The organism is Flavobacterium sp. TAB 87 (assembly GCF_001529295.1).
In the GTDB taxonomy this organism is placed as follows: Bacteria; Bacteroidota; Bacteroidia; order Flavobacteriales; family Flavobacteriaceae; genus Flavobacterium.
On record NZ_LLWK01000037.1, the window covers coordinates 18,933 to 35,753 of the forward strand.

The following is a 16,821-nucleotide window of genomic DNA, read 5'->3' on the forward strand; positions in this document are numbered from 1 at the left end:
CAACAGCGGTTTGCATAAATGGCGAAATATGTGGTAAAATCACGTTTAACTTTTGCAAGAAAATTTATCTTTAACAGAAAATACTCGGTTTCGAAGTCGCAACCTCGCCAAGCAGCGAAATGTTAGTGGATTTTTAATTAAAACACTAAAAATCTATTAATTGACAAATTTTAAATATAATAATATAAATGAATTGTAAAAATTGCAACATAGAGATAGATTCAAAATTTTGTCCAGATTGCGGAGAACCTACAAAATTAAAAAGAATCGACGGGCTTTATATAATACACGAAATTAAACACGTTTTGCATTTCGAAAAAGGAATCTTATACACTATTAAAGAATTATTATTAAATCCAGGAGAAAATATTAGACACTTTATAAATGAAAACAGAGTTAGACTTGTAAAACCAATAATATTTATAATAATAACTTCTTTGATATATACACTTATAAACCACTTTTTTCAGCTCGAAGATGGTTACGTAAAATTCGACGGAGATAAATTATCAACAACAAATAAAATTTTTAATTGGGTTCAAGCACATTATGGATATGCAAATATAATTATAGGAATTTTTATTGCATTTTGGATAAAAATTTTCTTTAAAAGATATGGCTATAATTTTTTTGAAATTTTAATATTATTATGCTTTATTATGGGAATGCAAATGCTGATTTTTTCATTATCTTCATTTTTAGAAGGTTTGACTACAATTAACATGATGCAATTTGGAAGCATAATTGGATTAATATATATTATTTGGGCAATTGGACAATTTTTTGAAGAAAAGAAATTTAGTAATTATCTCAAAGCATTTGCTTCATATTTCTTAGGGATGATATGTGCAACTTTGTTCGCGCTTGCTATCGGAGCATTTGTAGACATATTTATAAAACAGTAATAGTAAAGAAATTAAAAAAACTGCCAGTAATAGTCGTTTTGCAAGATTAAATTTGGAAAATAATTTACTTCTATGATTGTCTTTTAACTTTTCAGCAAATAATACACTAAAAAAACCACACACTTTCTAAACAACAAGACATTCGATAAAATCTCAAAAAACAAAAGAAGAACCCAATACTCAAAAGCAAAAAACAAATGAACATTGCAGTAGCTCAATTTGAACCTAAAGATGGAGATAAAACCTATAATTTATCAATCATAAGAAACCTTGCGGAACAAGCCAAATCCAAAGGAGCTGACGTAATTAGCTTTCATGAAATGTCTATTACAGCTTACACTTTTACAAAGGATTTAAGCGTAGAGCAATTGACAGATCTAGCAGAAGAAGTTCCTAACGGAAAAAGTACGCAGGAACTGATTGCGATTTCTAAAGAATTGAATATTCCGATTTTGGCAGGTTTGGTCGAAAAATCAGACGGCAAATTATACAATACTTACATCTGCGTAACAGGTGATGGATTGGTTGCAAAATATCGAAAACTACACCCTTTTATTAGTAAATATTTGTCTGCTGGAGACGATTATTGCGTATTTGACCTACTAGGCTGGAAATGCGGAATTTTAATTTGCTATGACAATAATGTAATTGAGAATGTTAGAGCAACAACGTTATTGGGAGCAGAACTAATTTTCGCACCTCACGTTACAGGATGTACGCCTTCGGCAATGCCACATCGGGATTATGTAGCAGATAAATATTGGCAGAATCGAGAAAGTGATCCTGTTTCGTTACGAATGGAATTTGATGGTCCAAAAGGCAGACGTTGGTTAATGCGTTGGTTACCAGCAAGAGCTTACGATAACGGCGTTTATTACGCATTTACAAATCCGATTGGCTATGATGGTGAACACCTGAAAAATGGTAATTCTATGATAATTGATCCGTATGGAGAAGTTTTATCAGAAATAAAATCCTTTGATAACGACATTACAATTTCAAAAATTACAAAAGAGAAAATTCAACTCTCCGGCGGTTGGAGGTATAAAAATGCCCGAAGACCAGAACTGTACAGAGACATAATTGGCGGAGATCATAAATCGGACACAACCCCAGTTTGGATGCAAGAGAACACAGCTGAAGAGTAAGAGAAGTCAATCTAGAAAATTAGTTTAGAGCGATTTAGGTTTAGTGGCAGTACCGCTTTTTATTATATTTTGTTTGTTAAAATACAATCTGCGTTAAAATCTTTAAAACACTAAAGTAGTAAGACGTGATGCCGCACTTTACCAAAGCGTCAAGAATCTAACGCAATTTTATAAACGAATTTTCACCGTTTATAATTAGCGAAGTACTGGACTGAGTCGAAAGTGCTTTTTTAGTATCTTACGTTTCTTTTAACAAACATTGTGTCCATAAAAAAAGCATCGAATCAATTAAAAATGGAGAATAAGCTGGAGAGTATAAAGAACTTAATTTCAAATTATATCAAAATTAGCGAGGAAGAATGGATTTCTTATTCTTCTAATTTTTACGTAAAAGAAATCGAGAAAAAGGAAATAGTCCTGCGCCAAGGTGCTATTTGTCAAGAGGTTATTTTTGTGGTGAACGGACTGCTAAGAGTTTTTTTTGTAGATAACGATGGAGAAGAAAAGACGTTTCACTTCTCCTTTGAGAATACTTTTTCTGCCGATTATCAAAGTTTTTTAAAGAAAATACCTTCCAACTATTCCATTCAAGCAATGGAAGACACAACCATTGTTTTAATGTCACATAAAATGTTGCACGATGGGTATAAGAGTCTGAGAAACGGAGAAAGATTGGGCAGATTACTTGCAGAAGAATACTTCTTTATCTTTAATGATAAAATTCAAGCGATGTACACACAAAGTCCAATTGAAAGATATAATACTCTAATTGCACAATTCCCAGACATTCTCCAACGCATACCTCAGCATTACATTGCCTCTTATCTTAATATCAGCTCCGTGCATCTCAGCCGATTAAAAAATGCTTAACAATACGCTCAACTGATAACATATGTTATCGTCGGTGGACAGTTAGTCTTTTAACTTTGTAATTGTAGCAACAATCAAAGTATACAAAGATGAAAAAATTAGAAAATAAAACAGTTTTAATTACGGGAGGAGCATCGGGTATTGGTAAAATAATGGTTCGTCTACTGTTAGAACGAAAAGCAAAAGTTATAATTTGGGATATCAATCAAGAAAGCATTAATCAAACCGTATCCGAATTTTCGACCAAAGGAAGTGTTTTTGGCAATAAGGTAGATGTTTCTAGCGTGGACCAAATACAAGAAACCGCCCTGAAAGTGAAGCGAGAACTTGGGATCGTTGATGTCGTGATAAATAACGCAGGAATAATTGTAGGTAAATTTTTTAGCGAACATTCCTTGTCAGAAATTGCAAAAACAATGGAAATAAATGCAAATGCACCCATGTTTATCACCAAGGCCTTTCTTGATGATATGTTGAATCAAAATTCTGGACATATCTGTAACATTGCTTCCTCTGGCGGACTCGTTTCAAATCCTAAAATGTCTGTTTACGCTGCAAGCAAATGGTCGCTCATTGGCTGGTCGGATAGCTTGCGTTTGGAGATGAAACAGCTGAATAAAAAAGTACATGTTACCACGATTATGCCGTACTATATCAATACCGGAATGTTTGATGGTGTACAATCTAAGATTGCTATTCTTGAGCCTGAAGCAGCAGCACTAACAATTGTAAGAGCCATTCAGAAAAACAAAAAAATATTGAGTATGCCTGGATATATTTACAGATTTACACGTTTAGGTCAAGCAATAATGTCTATAAATGTATTTGATTGGTTCGCAGGAGATGTTCTTGGCATTTACAAAACAATGGAGCATTTTACAGGTCGCACAAAGTAGTAACACCAAAAAAGTCAAAGTAATGCAAGATACATCAAGAGATCAAATTATTCAGCACATTGAAAATCAAAGGGCATTTTTCGCATCAAACAAAACAAAAGACACTGAATATAGGTTAGCGCAGCTTCACAAACTCAAAAATGCTATTCATAAAAATCAGAAGAAAATTGAAGATGCCTTATGGGAAGATTTGCATAAATCACCAGAAGAATCCTATTTAACTGAGATTAGTATTGTAACAGGAGAAATTGACAATCACATTAAAAATTTGAAAAAGTGGGCAAAACCTAAAAGAGTTGCAACGCCCATTCACTTGTGGCCTTCTTCGAGTAAAGTAATGTTTGAACCACTTGGGTTATCACTTATTGTAGCCCCTTGGAATTATCCTTTTCAGTTGTTAATTAATTCGTTGGTGGGTTCAATCTCGGCTGGTGGTTGCAGTATTTTAAAACCATCTCCAGATGCACCAACAATTGCAAGAGTAATGCAGGAAATGATTGAGGAAACTTTTGACTCAAAGTATATTGCCGTTGTTCAAGGCGGAAGAGAGACAAATACAATTCTGTTTAACGAACGTTTTGATATCATTTTCTTTACGGGAAGTACAAATGTTGGAAAAGTAGTGATGAAAGCAGCAGCAGCTCACTTAACTCCTGTTGTATTGGAATTAGGTGGCAAAAGTCCTTGTATTGTTGATGCTGATGCAAACATTGATGTTGCCGCAAAGCGCATTGCTTGGGGAAAATTGATTAACGCAGGTCAAACGTGTATTGCACCAGATTATCTTTTTGCACATCACTCTATTAAGGATGAGTTATTGGATAAAATTGCGAAGAATATAAAAGAAATGTATGGTAATACCATTAAAGAAAGTCGTTTTTATCCGCGAATTGTAAATCAACGCGCTATGCAGCGACTGAAGAACTTGCTGAACGAAGGGGAAATTCACACTGGCGGCGAGATTGACGAAGAAGAAAAATTTATTGCTCCTACAATTATTGATCAGGTAAAGCCTGATTTTCTGATTATGAAAGAAGAAATATTTGGACCAATATTACCCGTGCTGACTTTCGAACATATTGATGACCCAATTGCCTACATTAATAAAAATCAAAAGCCATTGGCTTTTTACTATTTTGGTACAAACAGAAATGCGAAGGAAGTATTGGCAAAAACAACTTCAGGCGGCGCTTGTCTTAATGATACACTAATGCATATTAGCAATCACAATTTGCCTTTTGGTGGCGTAGGTCCTAGCGGACTAGGAAAATACCACGGGCAGGAAAGCTTCTTGGCTTTCAGTAATAAAAGAGCAGTTGTAACTACACCTACTTGGATTGATTTACCTTTTAAATACGTACCTTTTAAATATTTTAAATTAATTAAGAAAATGATTTAACGAGATTATAGTCTAATGGAATTCGCTTATTTTAGTATATTTTTACTGCAGAAACTATTCTAGTTAAAATTCTGTAACCGCGTAATATGCTGAGACATGAAGAGTGTTAAAAATATAAAAAGATGAAATTTAGAAGTAAAATTGATATACAAATACGCTTTTTTATTTTGCTCATAAGTTCATTGCTTTTAGCACTTTTACTATACAAAATATTCTTTGAAAAATATACAAATGACGTCATTGTATTTAACATTATAATGTTGTTCGTTATTGGAGTATTACTTTGGATGCATTACGTAACGCACTATGTCCTGACTGAAAGTGAACTACATTATAAAAGTGGTCCGATACGAGGAAAAATAAAGATTGCAGAAATTACTGAAATAATAGAAGGTAAAACGTTGTGGTCCGGTTTAAAACCAGCTACAGCAAGAAAGGGATTAATTATAAAATTTGGGAAATTTGATGAAATTTACATTAGTCCTGAAAGCAATGAACTGTTTGTCGACAAAATATTAGAAATTAATACAAACATAAAAATCACTACAACTAAAGATTAGAAAGCCAGCTCCCTATAATTACAGTCCATTTTTTTTTGACTGTGAGCTACTTTAAAGCTTTTTCATTAAATTTTACTTAACGGAGTCGAACCATTCTTTTTTTAGAATGCTTAAGATTATTGAATCCCTTCGTGACTCTCCTTCCCCTGTATACATAGTGCTTCGCAAGATACCTTCGACAGTGCAACCAATGCTTTTCATGGCGGCAATACTTCGTTCATTGTTAGCATCAGCACGAAACTCGACGCGTTCCATCTGCAAGGTTTCAAAAGCAAATTGAAGTAGCAAAAATTTACAATGTTTGTTTAGGCCGGTTCCGCGAAATGCGCTTCCGTACCAAGTAAAACCCAACTGTAGTGTTTTTTGTGGAAAATTAATATCGTAAAAGCGAGTGCTTCCGGCGTATTGTCCTGATTTCTTATCCAATACTATAAAAGGAAATTGCTCTTTTCTTTTACGAGCTTCAACTGCAATTTTAATGTAGTTGCTTAAATTTTCCTTTCCGTTGGCTTTAACTTGAGAATACGTCCAAGTTTCGGGTTCATTCTCTGAAATTTCGAGTAAGTGCTCCGCATCGGATTCCTGAAGCGGTCGCAGTAAAACAGCGGCATCTTCAAGAATATGGTTTTTATTGAAATTAAAGTCCATTATATAAACTATTCTACTTCGTACATCTCGTCGTATCGTTGCGGAACTTGAGGATCGTATAAGGGACATTTGAATTCTTCGAGCGTATCTACTAATAAATCCATTGTTTTGCCTTCGGTTCCGTAGCAATCTATTTTGATGCTTGTTGGTGTGGCAAGTACTTGAAAAGCACCTTTACCGTTTGGGCTTTCCCAACTGTTTTCGTCGACTTTATCCCATTTTGAAAAAACAGATGCCAAGCGATTAAGGATTACTTGTGTTGGCAATTCTTCTAATCCTTGCACTTCTTCGTCTTCAAGAATTGCTTCGTATACTTCTTGGTGGTTTAAATAAACTTCCTCTAAATACTTCCAAAAAACTAGTTCGTACATATAATTTAAATTAAAAGATTTAAGATTGAAAACAGAAATGTGAAATATAAAAATTAAATATGCTATGAAATTACACTTTTTAGCCCCGATAGCAGCTGCATCCTTTTTCTGGCTTCTTTAGCCAGGAAAAGATACAGCGAATAGCGGGATTAGCTCCAAATATTTGCTATTAAATTAATACTCAAAAGTACCGTATTCACTTGTAATGGTCAACTTTTTAGCATCTGCCGCCTCTACTCTACCGACAATTTGAGCATCCACATTGAATGATTTTGAAATGGCAATAATATCTTGTGCAACCGCTTCTGGAACATAAATTTCCATACGATGTCCGCAGTTAAAAACTTGATACATCTCTTTCCAATCTGTTTTTGATTGCTCCTGGATCAGTTTAAATAAAGGTGGAACCGGAAATAAATTGTCTTTGATAATGTGCAAATTATTTACAAAATGCAAAATTTTTGTTTGCGCACCTCCACTGCAATGCACCATTCCGTGAATGTCAGCGGAAGTATATTGGTCTAAAATTTTCTTGATAATTGGCGCATAGGTTCTCGTTGGAGAAAGCACTAATTGTCCCGCATCAATCGGGCTATTTTCTACTGAATCGGTCAGTTTTACTTGGCCTGAATATATTAATTCTTCAGGAACAGCAGCATCAAAACTTTCTGGATATTTAGTAGCTAAATATTTGCCAAAAACGTCGTGACGCGCAGAGGTTAAGCCATTGCTCCCCATTCCGCCATTATAGCTTTTCTCGTAAGTTGCCTGGCCAAAAGAAGCCAAACCAACAATTACATCGCCTGCTTTTATGTTGGCATTATCGATAACTTTAGAACGTTTCATGCGAGCCGTTACAGTCGAATCGACAATAATAGTACGCACAACATCACCCACATCGGCAGTTTCTCCGCCTGTAGAATGAATGGTCACGCCAAAAGATTCTAGTTCTTTTATAAGTTCTTCAGTACCATTTATAATTGCAGAAAGTACTTCGCCAGGAATTAAATTTTTGTTTCTACCAATAGTTGAGGAAAGCAAAATATTATCGGTTGCTCCCACACACAATAAGTCATCAATATTCATAATTAATGCGTCTTGCGCGATACCTTTCCAAACTGAAATATCTCCAGTTTCTTTCCAATACATATACGCTAAAGACGATTTTGTACCAGCACCGTCGGCATGCATAATCAAGCAATAGTCTTGATCTTGCGTTAAATAATCGGGAACGATTTTGCAAAATGCTTGTGGAAATAAACCTTTGTCAATATTTTTTATGGCGTTGTGTACGTCTTCTTTGGATGCCGAAACGCCTCTTTGCGCGTACCTTTTGCTTGTATCTGAACTCATAAAATTAGTGTATGTTGCTTTCGTGCAAAGATAACCAGATTTTTTAAATGTGGCTTTAATAAGAGATTGGAATCCTAAAAAAATGAAATAAGTACTGGAATTTTGATATTCTTTCTACGTTTTTGATTGACAAGATAAATATTTGAGCAGAAATGGGGAAATTAGCTAAAAAAAAAAGCCTACTCAATTAAGAATAGGCTTTGATTGTAAGTAACAAATATTTATTATTTGGTAAACAACAACTCTCTGTATTTGGTCAATGTCCAAATTTCGTTGTCCACAATGAGTTCTAGTTTGTCACAATGATTTCTAATTTCGTCAAAGTACGGTTTTACTTTGTTGCAATAGGCTTCTGCCATTTCTTGCGCATTAGTCAAGTGATTGGCGGTTCTGCGCTCATCGGTCATGGCATTTACTTTAGAATTTATAGCAGCAATATGTCCTGATATTTCTTTGATAATTTCAATTTGCTCCTTAGCATACTTTTCAAAATCCTGACCAAAAATCTCTTTTAAGCCGCGTACATTTTCGATGATTGTATTTTGGTAGCGAATCGCAGTTGGTATTACATGATTTCTTGACATGTCACCCAAAACGCGGCCTTCGATCTGAATTTTCTTGGTATATTCTTCCAATTCAATTTCGTAACGCGCTTCAACCTCAACTTGGTTCATAATCTTAAGATCACCAAACAAGTCAATTGCCTGCTGTGATGCTCTTGCTTTTAGTGCCTCTGGCGTCGTTTTGTGATTGCTCAATCCTCTTTTTTCTGCTTCAATTTCCCAAGCTTCACTGTAACCATCTCCTTCAAAAAGGATTTTTTTAGACTTTTTAATGTATTCTCGCAACACATTAAAAATAGCATCGTCTTTTTTCATTGACTTCGAATCAATCAAAGCATCGACAGCAATTTTAAATTCTTTTAATTGTTTGGCAACAATCGCATTTAGCGTAGTCATTGACGTAGCGCAGTTTGCAGTAGAACCAACAGCTCTGAACTCAAACTTATTGCCTGTAAATGCAAAAGATGATGTTCTATTTCTATCCGTATTATCTAGTAATACATCTGGAATTTTGCCAACTACATTCAGTTTTAAGTCGGTTTTTTCTTCTGGCGATAATTTACCGTCTGTTACGCCTTCTAACTCGGCCAATACTTTCGTCAGTTGTTCTCCAATAAATATTGATATAATAGCTGGTGGCGCTTCATTAGCGCCCAAACGGTGGTCGTTACTTGCCGTTGCAATTGCTGCTCTTAGTAAGGCTTCGTGATCGTTTACCGCTTTAATAGTATTGATAAAGAAAGTCAAGAATTGCAAATTACTCATCGGCGTTTTGCTCGGACTCAACAAGTTCACACCAGTATCTGTCGCTAACGACCAGTTGTTGTGTTTTCCAGAACCGTTTACTCCTTTAAATGGCTTTTCGTGAAACAACACTTTTAAGTCATGACGTTCGGCAATTTTTTGCATAATGTCCATCAATAAACAGTTGTGATCCACTGCTAAGTTGGTTTCTTCAAAAATAGGAGCCAATTCAAATTGATTTGGCGCTACTTCATTATGTCTTGTTTTTACTGGAATTCCAAGTAACATACATTCTTGCTCCAGATCTCTCATGTACGTCAAAGCACGCGTTGGAATTGAGCCAAAATAGTGATCGTCTAATTGTTGTCCTTTGGCAGAAGTATGACCCAATAGCGTTCGACCTGTCATCATTAAATCGGGACGGCTTTGCGCTAGTGACTTATCAATTAAAAAATATTCTTGTTCCCAACCTAAAGTTGCGGTTACTTTTTTTACATTTTTATCAAAATATTTGCACACCTCAGTAGCAGCATCATCTATTGCTGATAAAGCACGCAATAGCGGAATTTTATTATCCAAAGCTTCTCCCGTGTAAGAAATAAAAACAGTTGGAATGCATAAGGTAGTTCCAAAAATAAATGCTGGCGAAGTTGGATCCCAAGCCGTATAACCTCTTGCTTCAAATGTATTTCTAATTCCACCATTAGGGAAACTAGAAGCATCTGGTTCTTGTTGTACCAATTGCGCGCCACCAAATTTTTCTACAGGATCTGATCCATCATAAAAAGTTTCAAAAAAAGCATCGTGTTTTTCGGCAGTGATTCCCGTAAGTGGTTGAAACCAGTGCGTATAATGGGTTACTCCTTTGGCCATCGCCCATTCTTTCATTCCCATTGCTATATAATCGGCTAACTTTCGGTCAATTTTACTACCGTGTCGTATCGAATCTCTAACTCCTTTAAAAGCATCTGAAGTTAAATACTGTTTCATTGTTTTCTCATTGAAGACATTGGAGCCGAATAATTCCGATTTTTTTCCTATTTCCTCAAATTGTACAGGAGTTCTATTTGAGGCTTCTCTTAGTGCTTGAAAACGTAATGTCGACATTATTTATTTTTTTAATTAATACTTCTCGAGTTTCGAGTTTTACAAATATAAAGAATAAATATACATTTAAATGGAGGTATAGGTCGCTTACAAAACGGTATCAGCAACTAAAGTTGATTTTAGTGAACAAAAATGCATTCAGATCACAATAATTTAACAAATTTTAATCTTTTACAGTTCAACTCTAACGATACAACAAAAATGAAACTATTTTTGACCATCGGTTTTTTTAGCAGATTATTTAAAAAACGTCTTATTTATATCAAATTTATTACCGCACCCCCCTTCAAATTACGGTGTTCCTAAAAATAAAGATTAATAAGTAAATCGTACCCCCTAATTTAATCTAATAAAAAAAATAAATTTATATTTGTCGTGTTGAAACAGCACACTAAAAATCAATCAATTCAATATTGTTATGGCTAAAATAAAATTAGAATACCTGTGGTTAGACGGATACCAACCAACTCAAAATCTTAGAAGTAAAACTAAGGTAGAAGATCATGAAAATTTTGAAGGCACTTTGCAAGAAATTGGAAATTGGTCTTTTGACGGTTCGTCTACAAAGCAAGCTGAAGGCGGTTCTTCTGATTGTCTTTTAGTTCCCGTAGCTATTTATCCAGATCCTACTCGTATTAATGGCTATTTGGTGATGTGCGAAGTAATGCATGCAGATGGTACGCCGCACCAATCGAATGGTAGAGCAACGATTGATGATAATAATGATGATTTTTGGTTTGGTTTTGAGCAAGAATATTTCATCATGGACAATAAAACACAATTGCCTTTAGGTTTTCCTGTTGGAGGATATCCAGCGCCACAAGGGATGTACTACTGCTCTGTTGGTGGCAAAAACACACACGGAAGAAAATTGGTCGAAGAGCACGCGGACTTGTGTATTGCTGCTGGACTTAATTTTGAAGGCATCAATCAAGAGGTTGCTTGCGGACAATGGGAATACCAGTTGTTTGCAAAAGGTGCTAAAAAAGCAGGAGATGAAATTTGGGTTTCGAGATATTTATTAGATCGTTTAACCGAAAAATACGGTTATTATATTGAATACCACCCAAAGCCTTTAGGTGATACGGATTGGAATGGTTCTGGAATGCATGCTAACTTTTCTAACGAAGTATTGAGAACTTGTGGCTCTCAAGAAATTTTTGAAAAAATATGTGAAGCATTCCGTCCAGTAACTGCCGAGCACATGGAAGTTTATGGCGCTTATAACGACCAACGTTTGACAGGCAGACACGAAACGGCTTCTATTCATGATTTCTCTTATGGCGTTTCAGATAGAGGATGTTCGATTAGAATTCCGTTAATGGCGGTTCAAAAAGGTTGGAAAGGTTGGCTGGAAGATAGAAGACCAGCATCAAACGGTGATCCATACAAAATTGCAGCACGAATTATTAAGACAGTTAAGTCGGTTTTGTAATGCAACACTATATTTCATTTTTAAAAGTGTCTTCAGTATTTGAAGGCACTTTTTTTATGCATTAGGGTTAAAAAATAAATTTCAAAAATAAAATGCATCGACTATCTTTGTTAAAACCGTAAATAAAAAATCATGATAGTCTGGATTCTCTTTTTTGTCTTAATAGTAGCAATTCTCGCATTGGATTTAGGTGTTTTTAATAAAAATCCACATATTATTAGTACAAAAGAAGCTAGTAAATGGACGCTTATTTGGGTTACATTATCTTTTTTATTTTCGGGAGTAATTTACTGGTTGTACACTACCGATTTTATAGACAATCCAGACCATTTAAAACCAATGGCAGCTTCGATGAAGTTCATTACTGGTTATTTAATCGAATTGTCTTTAAGTGTTGACAACATATTTGTGATCGCCATTATTTTTGCATCGTTTAAAATTCCGCAAAAATACCAGCATCGTGTTTTATTTTGGGGAATTTTGGGAGCTGTTTTTTTTAGAGGAATAATGATTTTCTTCGGAGTATTATTGATCAACAAATTTACTTGGACCACTTATGTTTTTGGAGCTTTTTTACTATTCACGGCGATAAAAATGTTGTTTTCTAAAGAAGATGAAGATTTTCATCCAAAGGATTCTTTTGTTTACAAAGCGTTGGGCAAAATAATACCTATTACCTCTGAAACGGATAAAGAGAAATTTTTTATTATAAATCATAAAGGAACAAGAGCGGCAACACCATTGTTTGTGGCCTTAATTGTTATCGAAGTTATGGATGTTTTGTTTGCTGTAGACAGCGTTCCCGCAATTTTAGCCATTACCTCTGATCCTTTTTTAGTTTTTAGTTCGAATATTTTCGCCATTTTAGGTTTGCGTTCGATGTATTTCTTCTTAGCTAATATGCTACAAAAATTCGGTTATCTAGAATACAGTTTGATTGCAATTTTGAGTTTTGTAGGTTTAAAAATGCTTTTGCATGATTATATCGAAATTCCAGAATGGGGTTCTTTAGCCTTCATTGCATTATCGCTAAGCGTTGGAATTATTGTTTCGTTGAAATTTAGCACGGATACTTCAAAGTAAAAATATTAAAAACAAAAAAAGGAAATCTTTCGATTTCCTTTTTTATATATTCTAAATTTTAAATTTAGAATTGAATATTTTGTACTTTACTTTCATTCAAATTCAAAGCTTTTATAACTTCCAAATAACTACTATTTTTCAACGTTGACGAAAAGTATCCTGGAACAATTACAATTCTAAAAACCTGATTCGATCTGTACTCGCCAGTAACAGAATTTAAGTCATCACCCAACATATAAACACTTATGTTATTTTTACTAAATTCAAAATTATAACTGAAACTTAAAGTACCATCATCATAATAATAAGTATGAGGTACTGGAGTCCATATTGGATTACCATTTAATTGTCCCGACAATCTGTAAACTAGTACTACATCAGAATCAAATATTGCTTCTTTCAGGTTTATCATAGTTTCAAATCCATTTCCAGAATTAAAAGAAACATTCTTTACCTCGAAAACTTCACTGATTGTATCCGTATCTGTGTCTACATAATTTGAATCATCATTCGTTGTACAACCTTGCACAACCAACATTCCAACAACTGCAAAAAGGGTAAGTATCTTTTTCATAATATTTATTTTTTAAGGTTTATAAAGGTATTCCAAAAACCAAACCAAAAAAATGGAATTTTAATTAATTCTCTAAAAATTTATTTAAAACGCTATTTATCAGTACAATTTTTTTTTATTTCTATTTTAATTTATTCAAAATTTTGCTAAAAAACAACAGTTGATACGGTAGTGCATTTTCCCAGTACGTCCAAGTATGCGCTCCAGGTCGTTCGGTGTAATCATGAGGAATTTTTGCATATACCAATCGGCGGTGCAATTCTCGATTGGACTCTATTAAAAAATCATCCACTCCGCAATCTATAATTAAAGATATGTTATTAATTTTCATTCTCCCAACCATTTCAAGAACGGCATGTTTCTCACACAACTCTTGTGTTACTCCATTTGCACCAAAAACCGGCTCGAACAATTTTATAATATCTGCTTTCGGTTCTCTGTTCAACATTGTTCCCATATCGACTGCACCACTCATACTTCCTGCCGCGCAAAACAACTCTGGATGTTTGGTCGATAAATACAATGCGCCATGTCCTCCCATGGAAAGACCAGAAATGACACGACCTCTTTTTTCTGCAATTGTACGATACGTTTGATCCATTTTCTCAACGACTTCTTGCGTAATATAAGTCTCAAACTGACTTCCTTTGTTAACAGGACTGTCCAAATAAAAGCTAAACGTTTCTCCTTCGGGCATGACGATGATAATATCGTACTGATCTGATAAATTTTTAACTAGGTTTTTGTTTGGTGTATTTTTTAACCAATCTCCAAAATGACCGTATGCACCATGCAGTAAATATAAAACAGGATAGGTATTTTTGCTTTTTGCATACGAATTAGGTAAAACTACTGCTGCCTTGTATGTTTTATGCATTGCTGCACTTGCAATCTGTAAGGTGTCAACTTTGGCCGCTTGTGCGCAAATAGAGAACAATACAAATAAAAGTAGAAGTTGTCTTTTCATTACTTTCTCATTTAGTTCAGATTATAAATTTAGTAGAAATACTAGAACTAAAGTACGAAATAAAAAACCCACAGTATGCATTACAATACTGTAGGTTTTAAAAATTTATTAGAAAGTGTTAATCGAATAACTCATTCAACCAGTGTTTTTTCTTTTGTTCTCTATAATACCCTTGCTGTGGCTGGCTGCCAAAAGATTGTTGCGTTGGCTGATAAGTACTTTTTGGCTCATTTAGCGACCGTTCTATTATTTTATCAAGTTCGCCTCTATCTAGCCAAATACCGCGACATTCAGGACAATAATCAATTTCAATTCCTTGTCTATCTGACATTACTAATGGAACTTTACAAGTGGGACAATTCATCGTGTATATTTTTATTTATTAATTAAATTTTCATTTTTTGGAAAAGCAACAGAAAGTAGCACCGAGATAAAAAGTATACCGGTAATTACTAGTAATGAATAGACAATCGGAATTTTAAAGAGATCGACAATCGCCATCTTTACCCCTACAAAAACTAATATTGCAGACAATCCGTATTGTAAATAATGAAAGTATTTAGTAATTCCTGCCAAAGCAAAATATAAAGATCGTAAACCTAATATTGCAAAAACGTTAGACGTAAAAATGATAAAGGTATCGTCTGTTATAGCAAGAATTGCCGGTATGGAATCGACGGCAAAAATTAAATCGGTGAATTCGACAATAAGCAGTACCACAAATAATGGTGTTGCCATCGTTTTACCATTTAATTTCACAAAGAATTTACCTCCATGCGTCTCTTCGGTAACTGGAAAAAATTTCTTAAACAAGCGTACTAATGGATTCTTATCTGGTTCAATATTTTCATCTTTATGAAATAACATTTTAATACCAGTAAAAATCAGTAATGCGCCAAATACATAAATAATCCAATGAAATTTATTGATGAGCGCAACACCTGCAAATATAAAAATGGCTCGCATTACTAAAGCCCCTAAAATTCCCCAAAACAAAATTTTGTGTTGGTACTTGGTTTCTACATTAAAATAGGTAAAAAGCATAATAATTACAAACAGATTATCGACGCTCAAGGATTTTTCGAGAACATAACCCGTTAAAAACTCCACAGCTTTTTCATTACCCATAAAAACGTAAATTCCGTAATTGAAGAGTAACGCAAGCCCAATCCAAACCGCGCTCCAAATTAGCGCTTCTTTAATTTTAACCTCATGCGACTTACGGTGAAAAACCCCTAAATCTAATGCTAACATTGCTAGGATAAAGCCCAAAAAGCATATCCACACAAAACTATCTACTACCATATAATTTTAAATTATTTATTTGATTGAAACGAAATCACTCGAGATTTGACGCAATGATTTCAAAAGTTTAAGTATATAAAATACTCTGAAAAACATTCTAAAAGATTTGAAAAATGACCATGGCATAAATCACAAATCGCACATATCTGAATAACGCCCACAATAGATAGTGCTTAAAATTGTACTTGATGAGTCCACAAGCCAAACTAACAATGGAATGTGGCAGCGGCAACATGGCTCCGATAAAAACAAAAAGCCCGCCCCATCTTCGCAAATTTGAAATGTGCAGTGCTATTTTATTCTCTATATGATTTTTAACAGCCGGTATCAAAAACAAGCGATTCCCAATAAAGTAAGCGATGATACCACCAACATATGACATCGTTGCCAATGTGAATAAGAACAACCAAGGAGTTCCTGATTTCGACGCCCATGCTATAAAAATTTCTGGTGGCACCAATCCTAAAACGGTCTCTGACAACAAGAAAAAAGAGAAGATTATTTTTGGTGAATAAGTTGCTACTAGCGTATTAAGAAGGGAATTAAAATCTAAAAAAAAGTATTCTAACGCCAACAATACTGCAACGAAAATCACGATAACAATTCCGCCTTTAATCGCCGTACTCTTTAAAAAAGAATAAAAATGTGTTATTTTATAATACCTATTCAGTACTGACAACTTTGTAATTCCGCTTTGATTCGTGATTGTTTTGTTATTTTGAGCCATTGCTTATTTCGTTTATAAAATTTATGTTGAAATCCATGATCTTGATACTAGTTAGACTTTGAACTCCTCTTTTATAATTTGTTCATTTTCATTAAAAGATATCAAAACCCATCAGTAAGAATTTTAGTTATTGAGCACGATTTGTCAGTAATACGAAATTGTACCA

17 protein-coding genes are annotated in these 16,821 nt (G+C 34.4%); 8 read left to right on the plus strand and 9 right to left on the minus strand.

All coding sequences use genetic code 11. The features are described 5' to 3' along the window. The first annotated feature begins 188 nt into the window (after positions 1-188). The 6 genes from AP058_RS09335 (at position 189) to AP058_RS09360 (ending at position 5,778) form a co-directional block, all read left to right on the plus strand. A complete protein-coding gene (locus AP058_RS09335) occupies positions 189-905 on the plus strand; it encodes a DUF3667 domain-containing protein (protein WP_066309676.1) in 717 nt (238 codons plus the stop codon). Positions 906-1,102: 197 nt separating this feature from the next. Then, positions 1,103-2,053, plus strand: a complete 951-nt coding sequence (locus tag AP058_RS09340) for a nitrilase family protein (protein WP_066309682.1) — start codon at positions 1,103-1,105, stop codon at positions 2,051-2,053. 294 nt (positions 2,054-2,347) lie between these two features. Next, the gene (locus tag AP058_RS09345; protein WP_157492670.1) at positions 2,348-2,923 is read left to right on the plus strand and encodes a Crp/Fnr family transcriptional regulator; all 576 of its coding nucleotides are present in this window, start codon (positions 2,348-2,350) and stop codon (positions 2,921-2,923) included. 89 nt (positions 2,924-3,012) lie between these two features. Beyond that, positions 3,013-3,819 carry an SDR family oxidoreductase gene (locus AP058_RS09350; RefSeq protein WP_066309686.1) on the plus strand — a complete coding sequence of 269 codons (807 nt, stop codon included), beginning with the start codon at positions 3,013-3,015 and terminating at the stop codon, positions 3,817-3,819. 22 nt (positions 3,820-3,841) lie between these two features. Then, positions 3,842-5,218, plus strand: a complete 1,377-nt coding sequence (locus AP058_RS09355; RefSeq protein ID WP_066311087.1) for an aldehyde dehydrogenase — start codon at positions 3,842-3,844, stop codon at positions 5,216-5,218. 122 nt (positions 5,219-5,340) lie between these two features. After that, a complete protein-coding gene (locus tag AP058_RS09360) occupies positions 5,341-5,778 on the plus strand; it encodes a PH domain-containing protein (protein ID WP_066309688.1) in 438 nt (145 codons plus the stop codon). Between the two features lie 72 nt (positions 5,779-5,850). On the opposite strand, the gene AP058_RS09365 is transcribed toward AP058_RS09360, so the two are convergent. From AP058_RS09365 to AP058_RS09380, 4 genes are all read right to left on the minus strand, one after another. Further along, a complete protein-coding gene (locus tag AP058_RS09365) occupies positions 5,851-6,426 on the minus strand; it encodes a GNAT family N-acetyltransferase (RefSeq protein ID WP_066309690.1) in 576 nt (191 codons plus the stop codon). A gap of 8 nt (positions 6,427-6,434) precedes the next feature. Continuing rightward, the gene (locus AP058_RS09370; RefSeq protein WP_066309695.1) at positions 6,435-6,797 is read right to left on the minus strand and encodes a hypothetical protein; all 363 of its coding nucleotides are present in this window, start codon (positions 6,795-6,797) and stop codon (positions 6,435-6,437) included. 174 nt (positions 6,798-6,971) lie between these two features. Then, complete coding sequence (locus AP058_RS09375) at positions 6,972-8,150, minus strand: AIR synthase related protein (protein WP_066309697.1); 1,179 nt, start codon at positions 8,148-8,150, stop codon at positions 6,972-6,974. Positions 8,151-8,374: 224 nt separating this feature from the next. After that, on the minus strand, positions 8,375-10,564 hold the full coding sequence (locus AP058_RS09380; protein WP_066309698.1) for a glutamine synthetase III: 2,190 nt from the start codon (positions 10,562-10,564) through the stop codon (positions 8,375-8,377). A 418-nt stretch (positions 10,565-10,982) separates the two neighbouring features. Between AP058_RS09380 and AP058_RS09385 the strand changes: the two genes are divergently transcribed. Next, positions 10,983-11,999, plus strand: coding sequence for a glutamine synthetase beta-grasp domain-containing protein (locus AP058_RS09385; protein ID WP_066309701.1), 1,017 nt, complete (start codon positions 10,983-10,985; stop codon positions 11,997-11,999). A 132-nt stretch (positions 12,000-12,131) separates the two neighbouring features. Next, the gene (locus AP058_RS09390) at positions 12,132-13,082 is read left to right on the plus strand and encodes a TerC family protein (protein ID WP_066309704.1); all 951 of its coding nucleotides are present in this window, start codon (positions 12,132-12,134) and stop codon (positions 13,080-13,082) included. Between the two features lie 64 nt (positions 13,083-13,146). On the opposite strand, the gene AP058_RS09395 is transcribed toward AP058_RS09390, so the two are convergent. The 5 genes from AP058_RS09395 to AP058_RS09415 form a co-directional block, all read right to left on the minus strand. Next, positions 13,147-13,656, minus strand: coding sequence for a hypothetical protein (locus AP058_RS09395; RefSeq protein ID WP_066309706.1), 510 nt, complete (start codon positions 13,654-13,656; stop codon positions 13,147-13,149). A 121-nt stretch (positions 13,657-13,777) separates the two neighbouring features. Next, positions 13,778-14,623: an alpha/beta hydrolase family protein gene (locus AP058_RS09400; RefSeq protein ID WP_066309710.1), complete on the minus strand. Its 846-nt coding sequence runs from the start codon at positions 14,621-14,623 to the stop codon at positions 13,778-13,780. A 118-nt stretch (positions 14,624-14,741) separates the two neighbouring features. After that, on the minus strand, positions 14,742-14,954 hold the full coding sequence (locus tag AP058_RS09405) for a zf-TFIIB domain-containing protein (RefSeq protein ID WP_231739619.1): 213 nt from the start codon (positions 14,952-14,954) through the stop codon (positions 14,742-14,744). Between the two features lie 44 nt (positions 14,955-14,998). After that, positions 14,999-15,928, minus strand: coding sequence for a TerC family protein (locus tag AP058_RS09410; RefSeq protein WP_066309715.1), 930 nt, complete (start codon positions 15,926-15,928; stop codon positions 14,999-15,001). Positions 15,929-16,025: 97 nt separating this feature from the next. Then, the gene (locus AP058_RS09415) at positions 16,026-16,655 is read right to left on the minus strand and encodes a YqaA family protein (protein WP_066309717.1); all 630 of its coding nucleotides are present in this window, start codon (positions 16,653-16,655) and stop codon (positions 16,026-16,028) included. Positions 16,656-16,821: the final 166 nt, after the last annotated feature.

Bases quoted from the DNA above. Each gene is read 5' to 3' on its own strand.
- AP058_RS09335 (WP_066309676.1), top strand. From the start codon at position 189: ATGAATTGTAAAAATTGCAACATAGAGATAGATTCAAAATTTTGTCCA.
- AP058_RS09340 (WP_066309682.1), top strand. From the start codon at position 1,103: ATGAACATTGCAGTAGCTCAATTTGAACCTAAAGATGGAGATAAAACC.
- AP058_RS09345 (WP_157492670.1), top strand. From the start codon at position 2,348: ATGGAGAATAAGCTGGAGAGTATAAAGAACTTAATTTCAAATTATATC.
- AP058_RS09350 (WP_066309686.1), top strand. From the start codon at position 3,013: ATGAAAAAATTAGAAAATAAAACAGTTTTAATTACGGGAGGAGCATCG.
- AP058_RS09355 (WP_066311087.1), top strand. From the start codon at position 3,842: ATGCAAGATACATCAAGAGATCAAATTATTCAGCACATTGAAAATCAA.
- AP058_RS09360 (WP_066309688.1), top strand. From the start codon at position 5,341: ATGAAATTTAGAAGTAAAATTGATATACAAATACGCTTTTTTATTTTG.
- AP058_RS09365 (WP_066309690.1), bottom strand. From the start codon at position 6,426: ATGGACTTTAATTTCAATAAAAACCATATTCTTGAAGATGCCGCTGTT.
- AP058_RS09370 (WP_066309695.1), bottom strand. From the start codon at position 6,797: ATGTACGAACTAGTTTTTTGGAAGTATTTAGAGGAAGTTTATTTAAAC.
- AP058_RS09375 (WP_066309697.1), bottom strand. From the start codon at position 8,150: ATGAGTTCAGATACAAGCAAAAGGTACGCGCAAAGAGGCGTTTCGGCA.
- AP058_RS09380 (WP_066309698.1), bottom strand. From the start codon at position 10,564: ATGTCGACATTACGTTTTCAAGCACTAAGAGAAGCCTCAAATAGAACT.
- AP058_RS09385 (WP_066309701.1), top strand. From the start codon at position 10,983: ATGGCTAAAATAAAATTAGAATACCTGTGGTTAGACGGATACCAACCA.
- AP058_RS09390 (WP_066309704.1), top strand. From the start codon at position 12,132: ATGATAGTCTGGATTCTCTTTTTTGTCTTAATAGTAGCAATTCTCGCA.
- AP058_RS09395 (WP_066309706.1), bottom strand. From the start codon at position 13,656: ATGAAAAAGATACTTACCCTTTTTGCAGTTGTTGGAATGTTGGTTGTG.
- AP058_RS09400 (WP_066309710.1), bottom strand. From the start codon at position 14,623: ATGAAAAGACAACTTCTACTTTTATTTGTATTGTTCTCTATTTGCGCA.
- AP058_RS09405 (WP_231739619.1), bottom strand. From the start codon at position 14,954: ATGTCAGATAGACAAGGAATTGAAATTGATTATTGTCCTGAATGTCGC.
- AP058_RS09410 (WP_066309715.1), bottom strand. From the start codon at position 15,928: ATGGTAGTAGATAGTTTTGTGTGGATATGCTTTTTGGGCTTTATCCTA.
- AP058_RS09415 (WP_066309717.1), bottom strand. From the start codon at position 16,655: ATGGCTCAAAATAACAAAACAATCACGAATCAAAGCGGAATTACAAAG.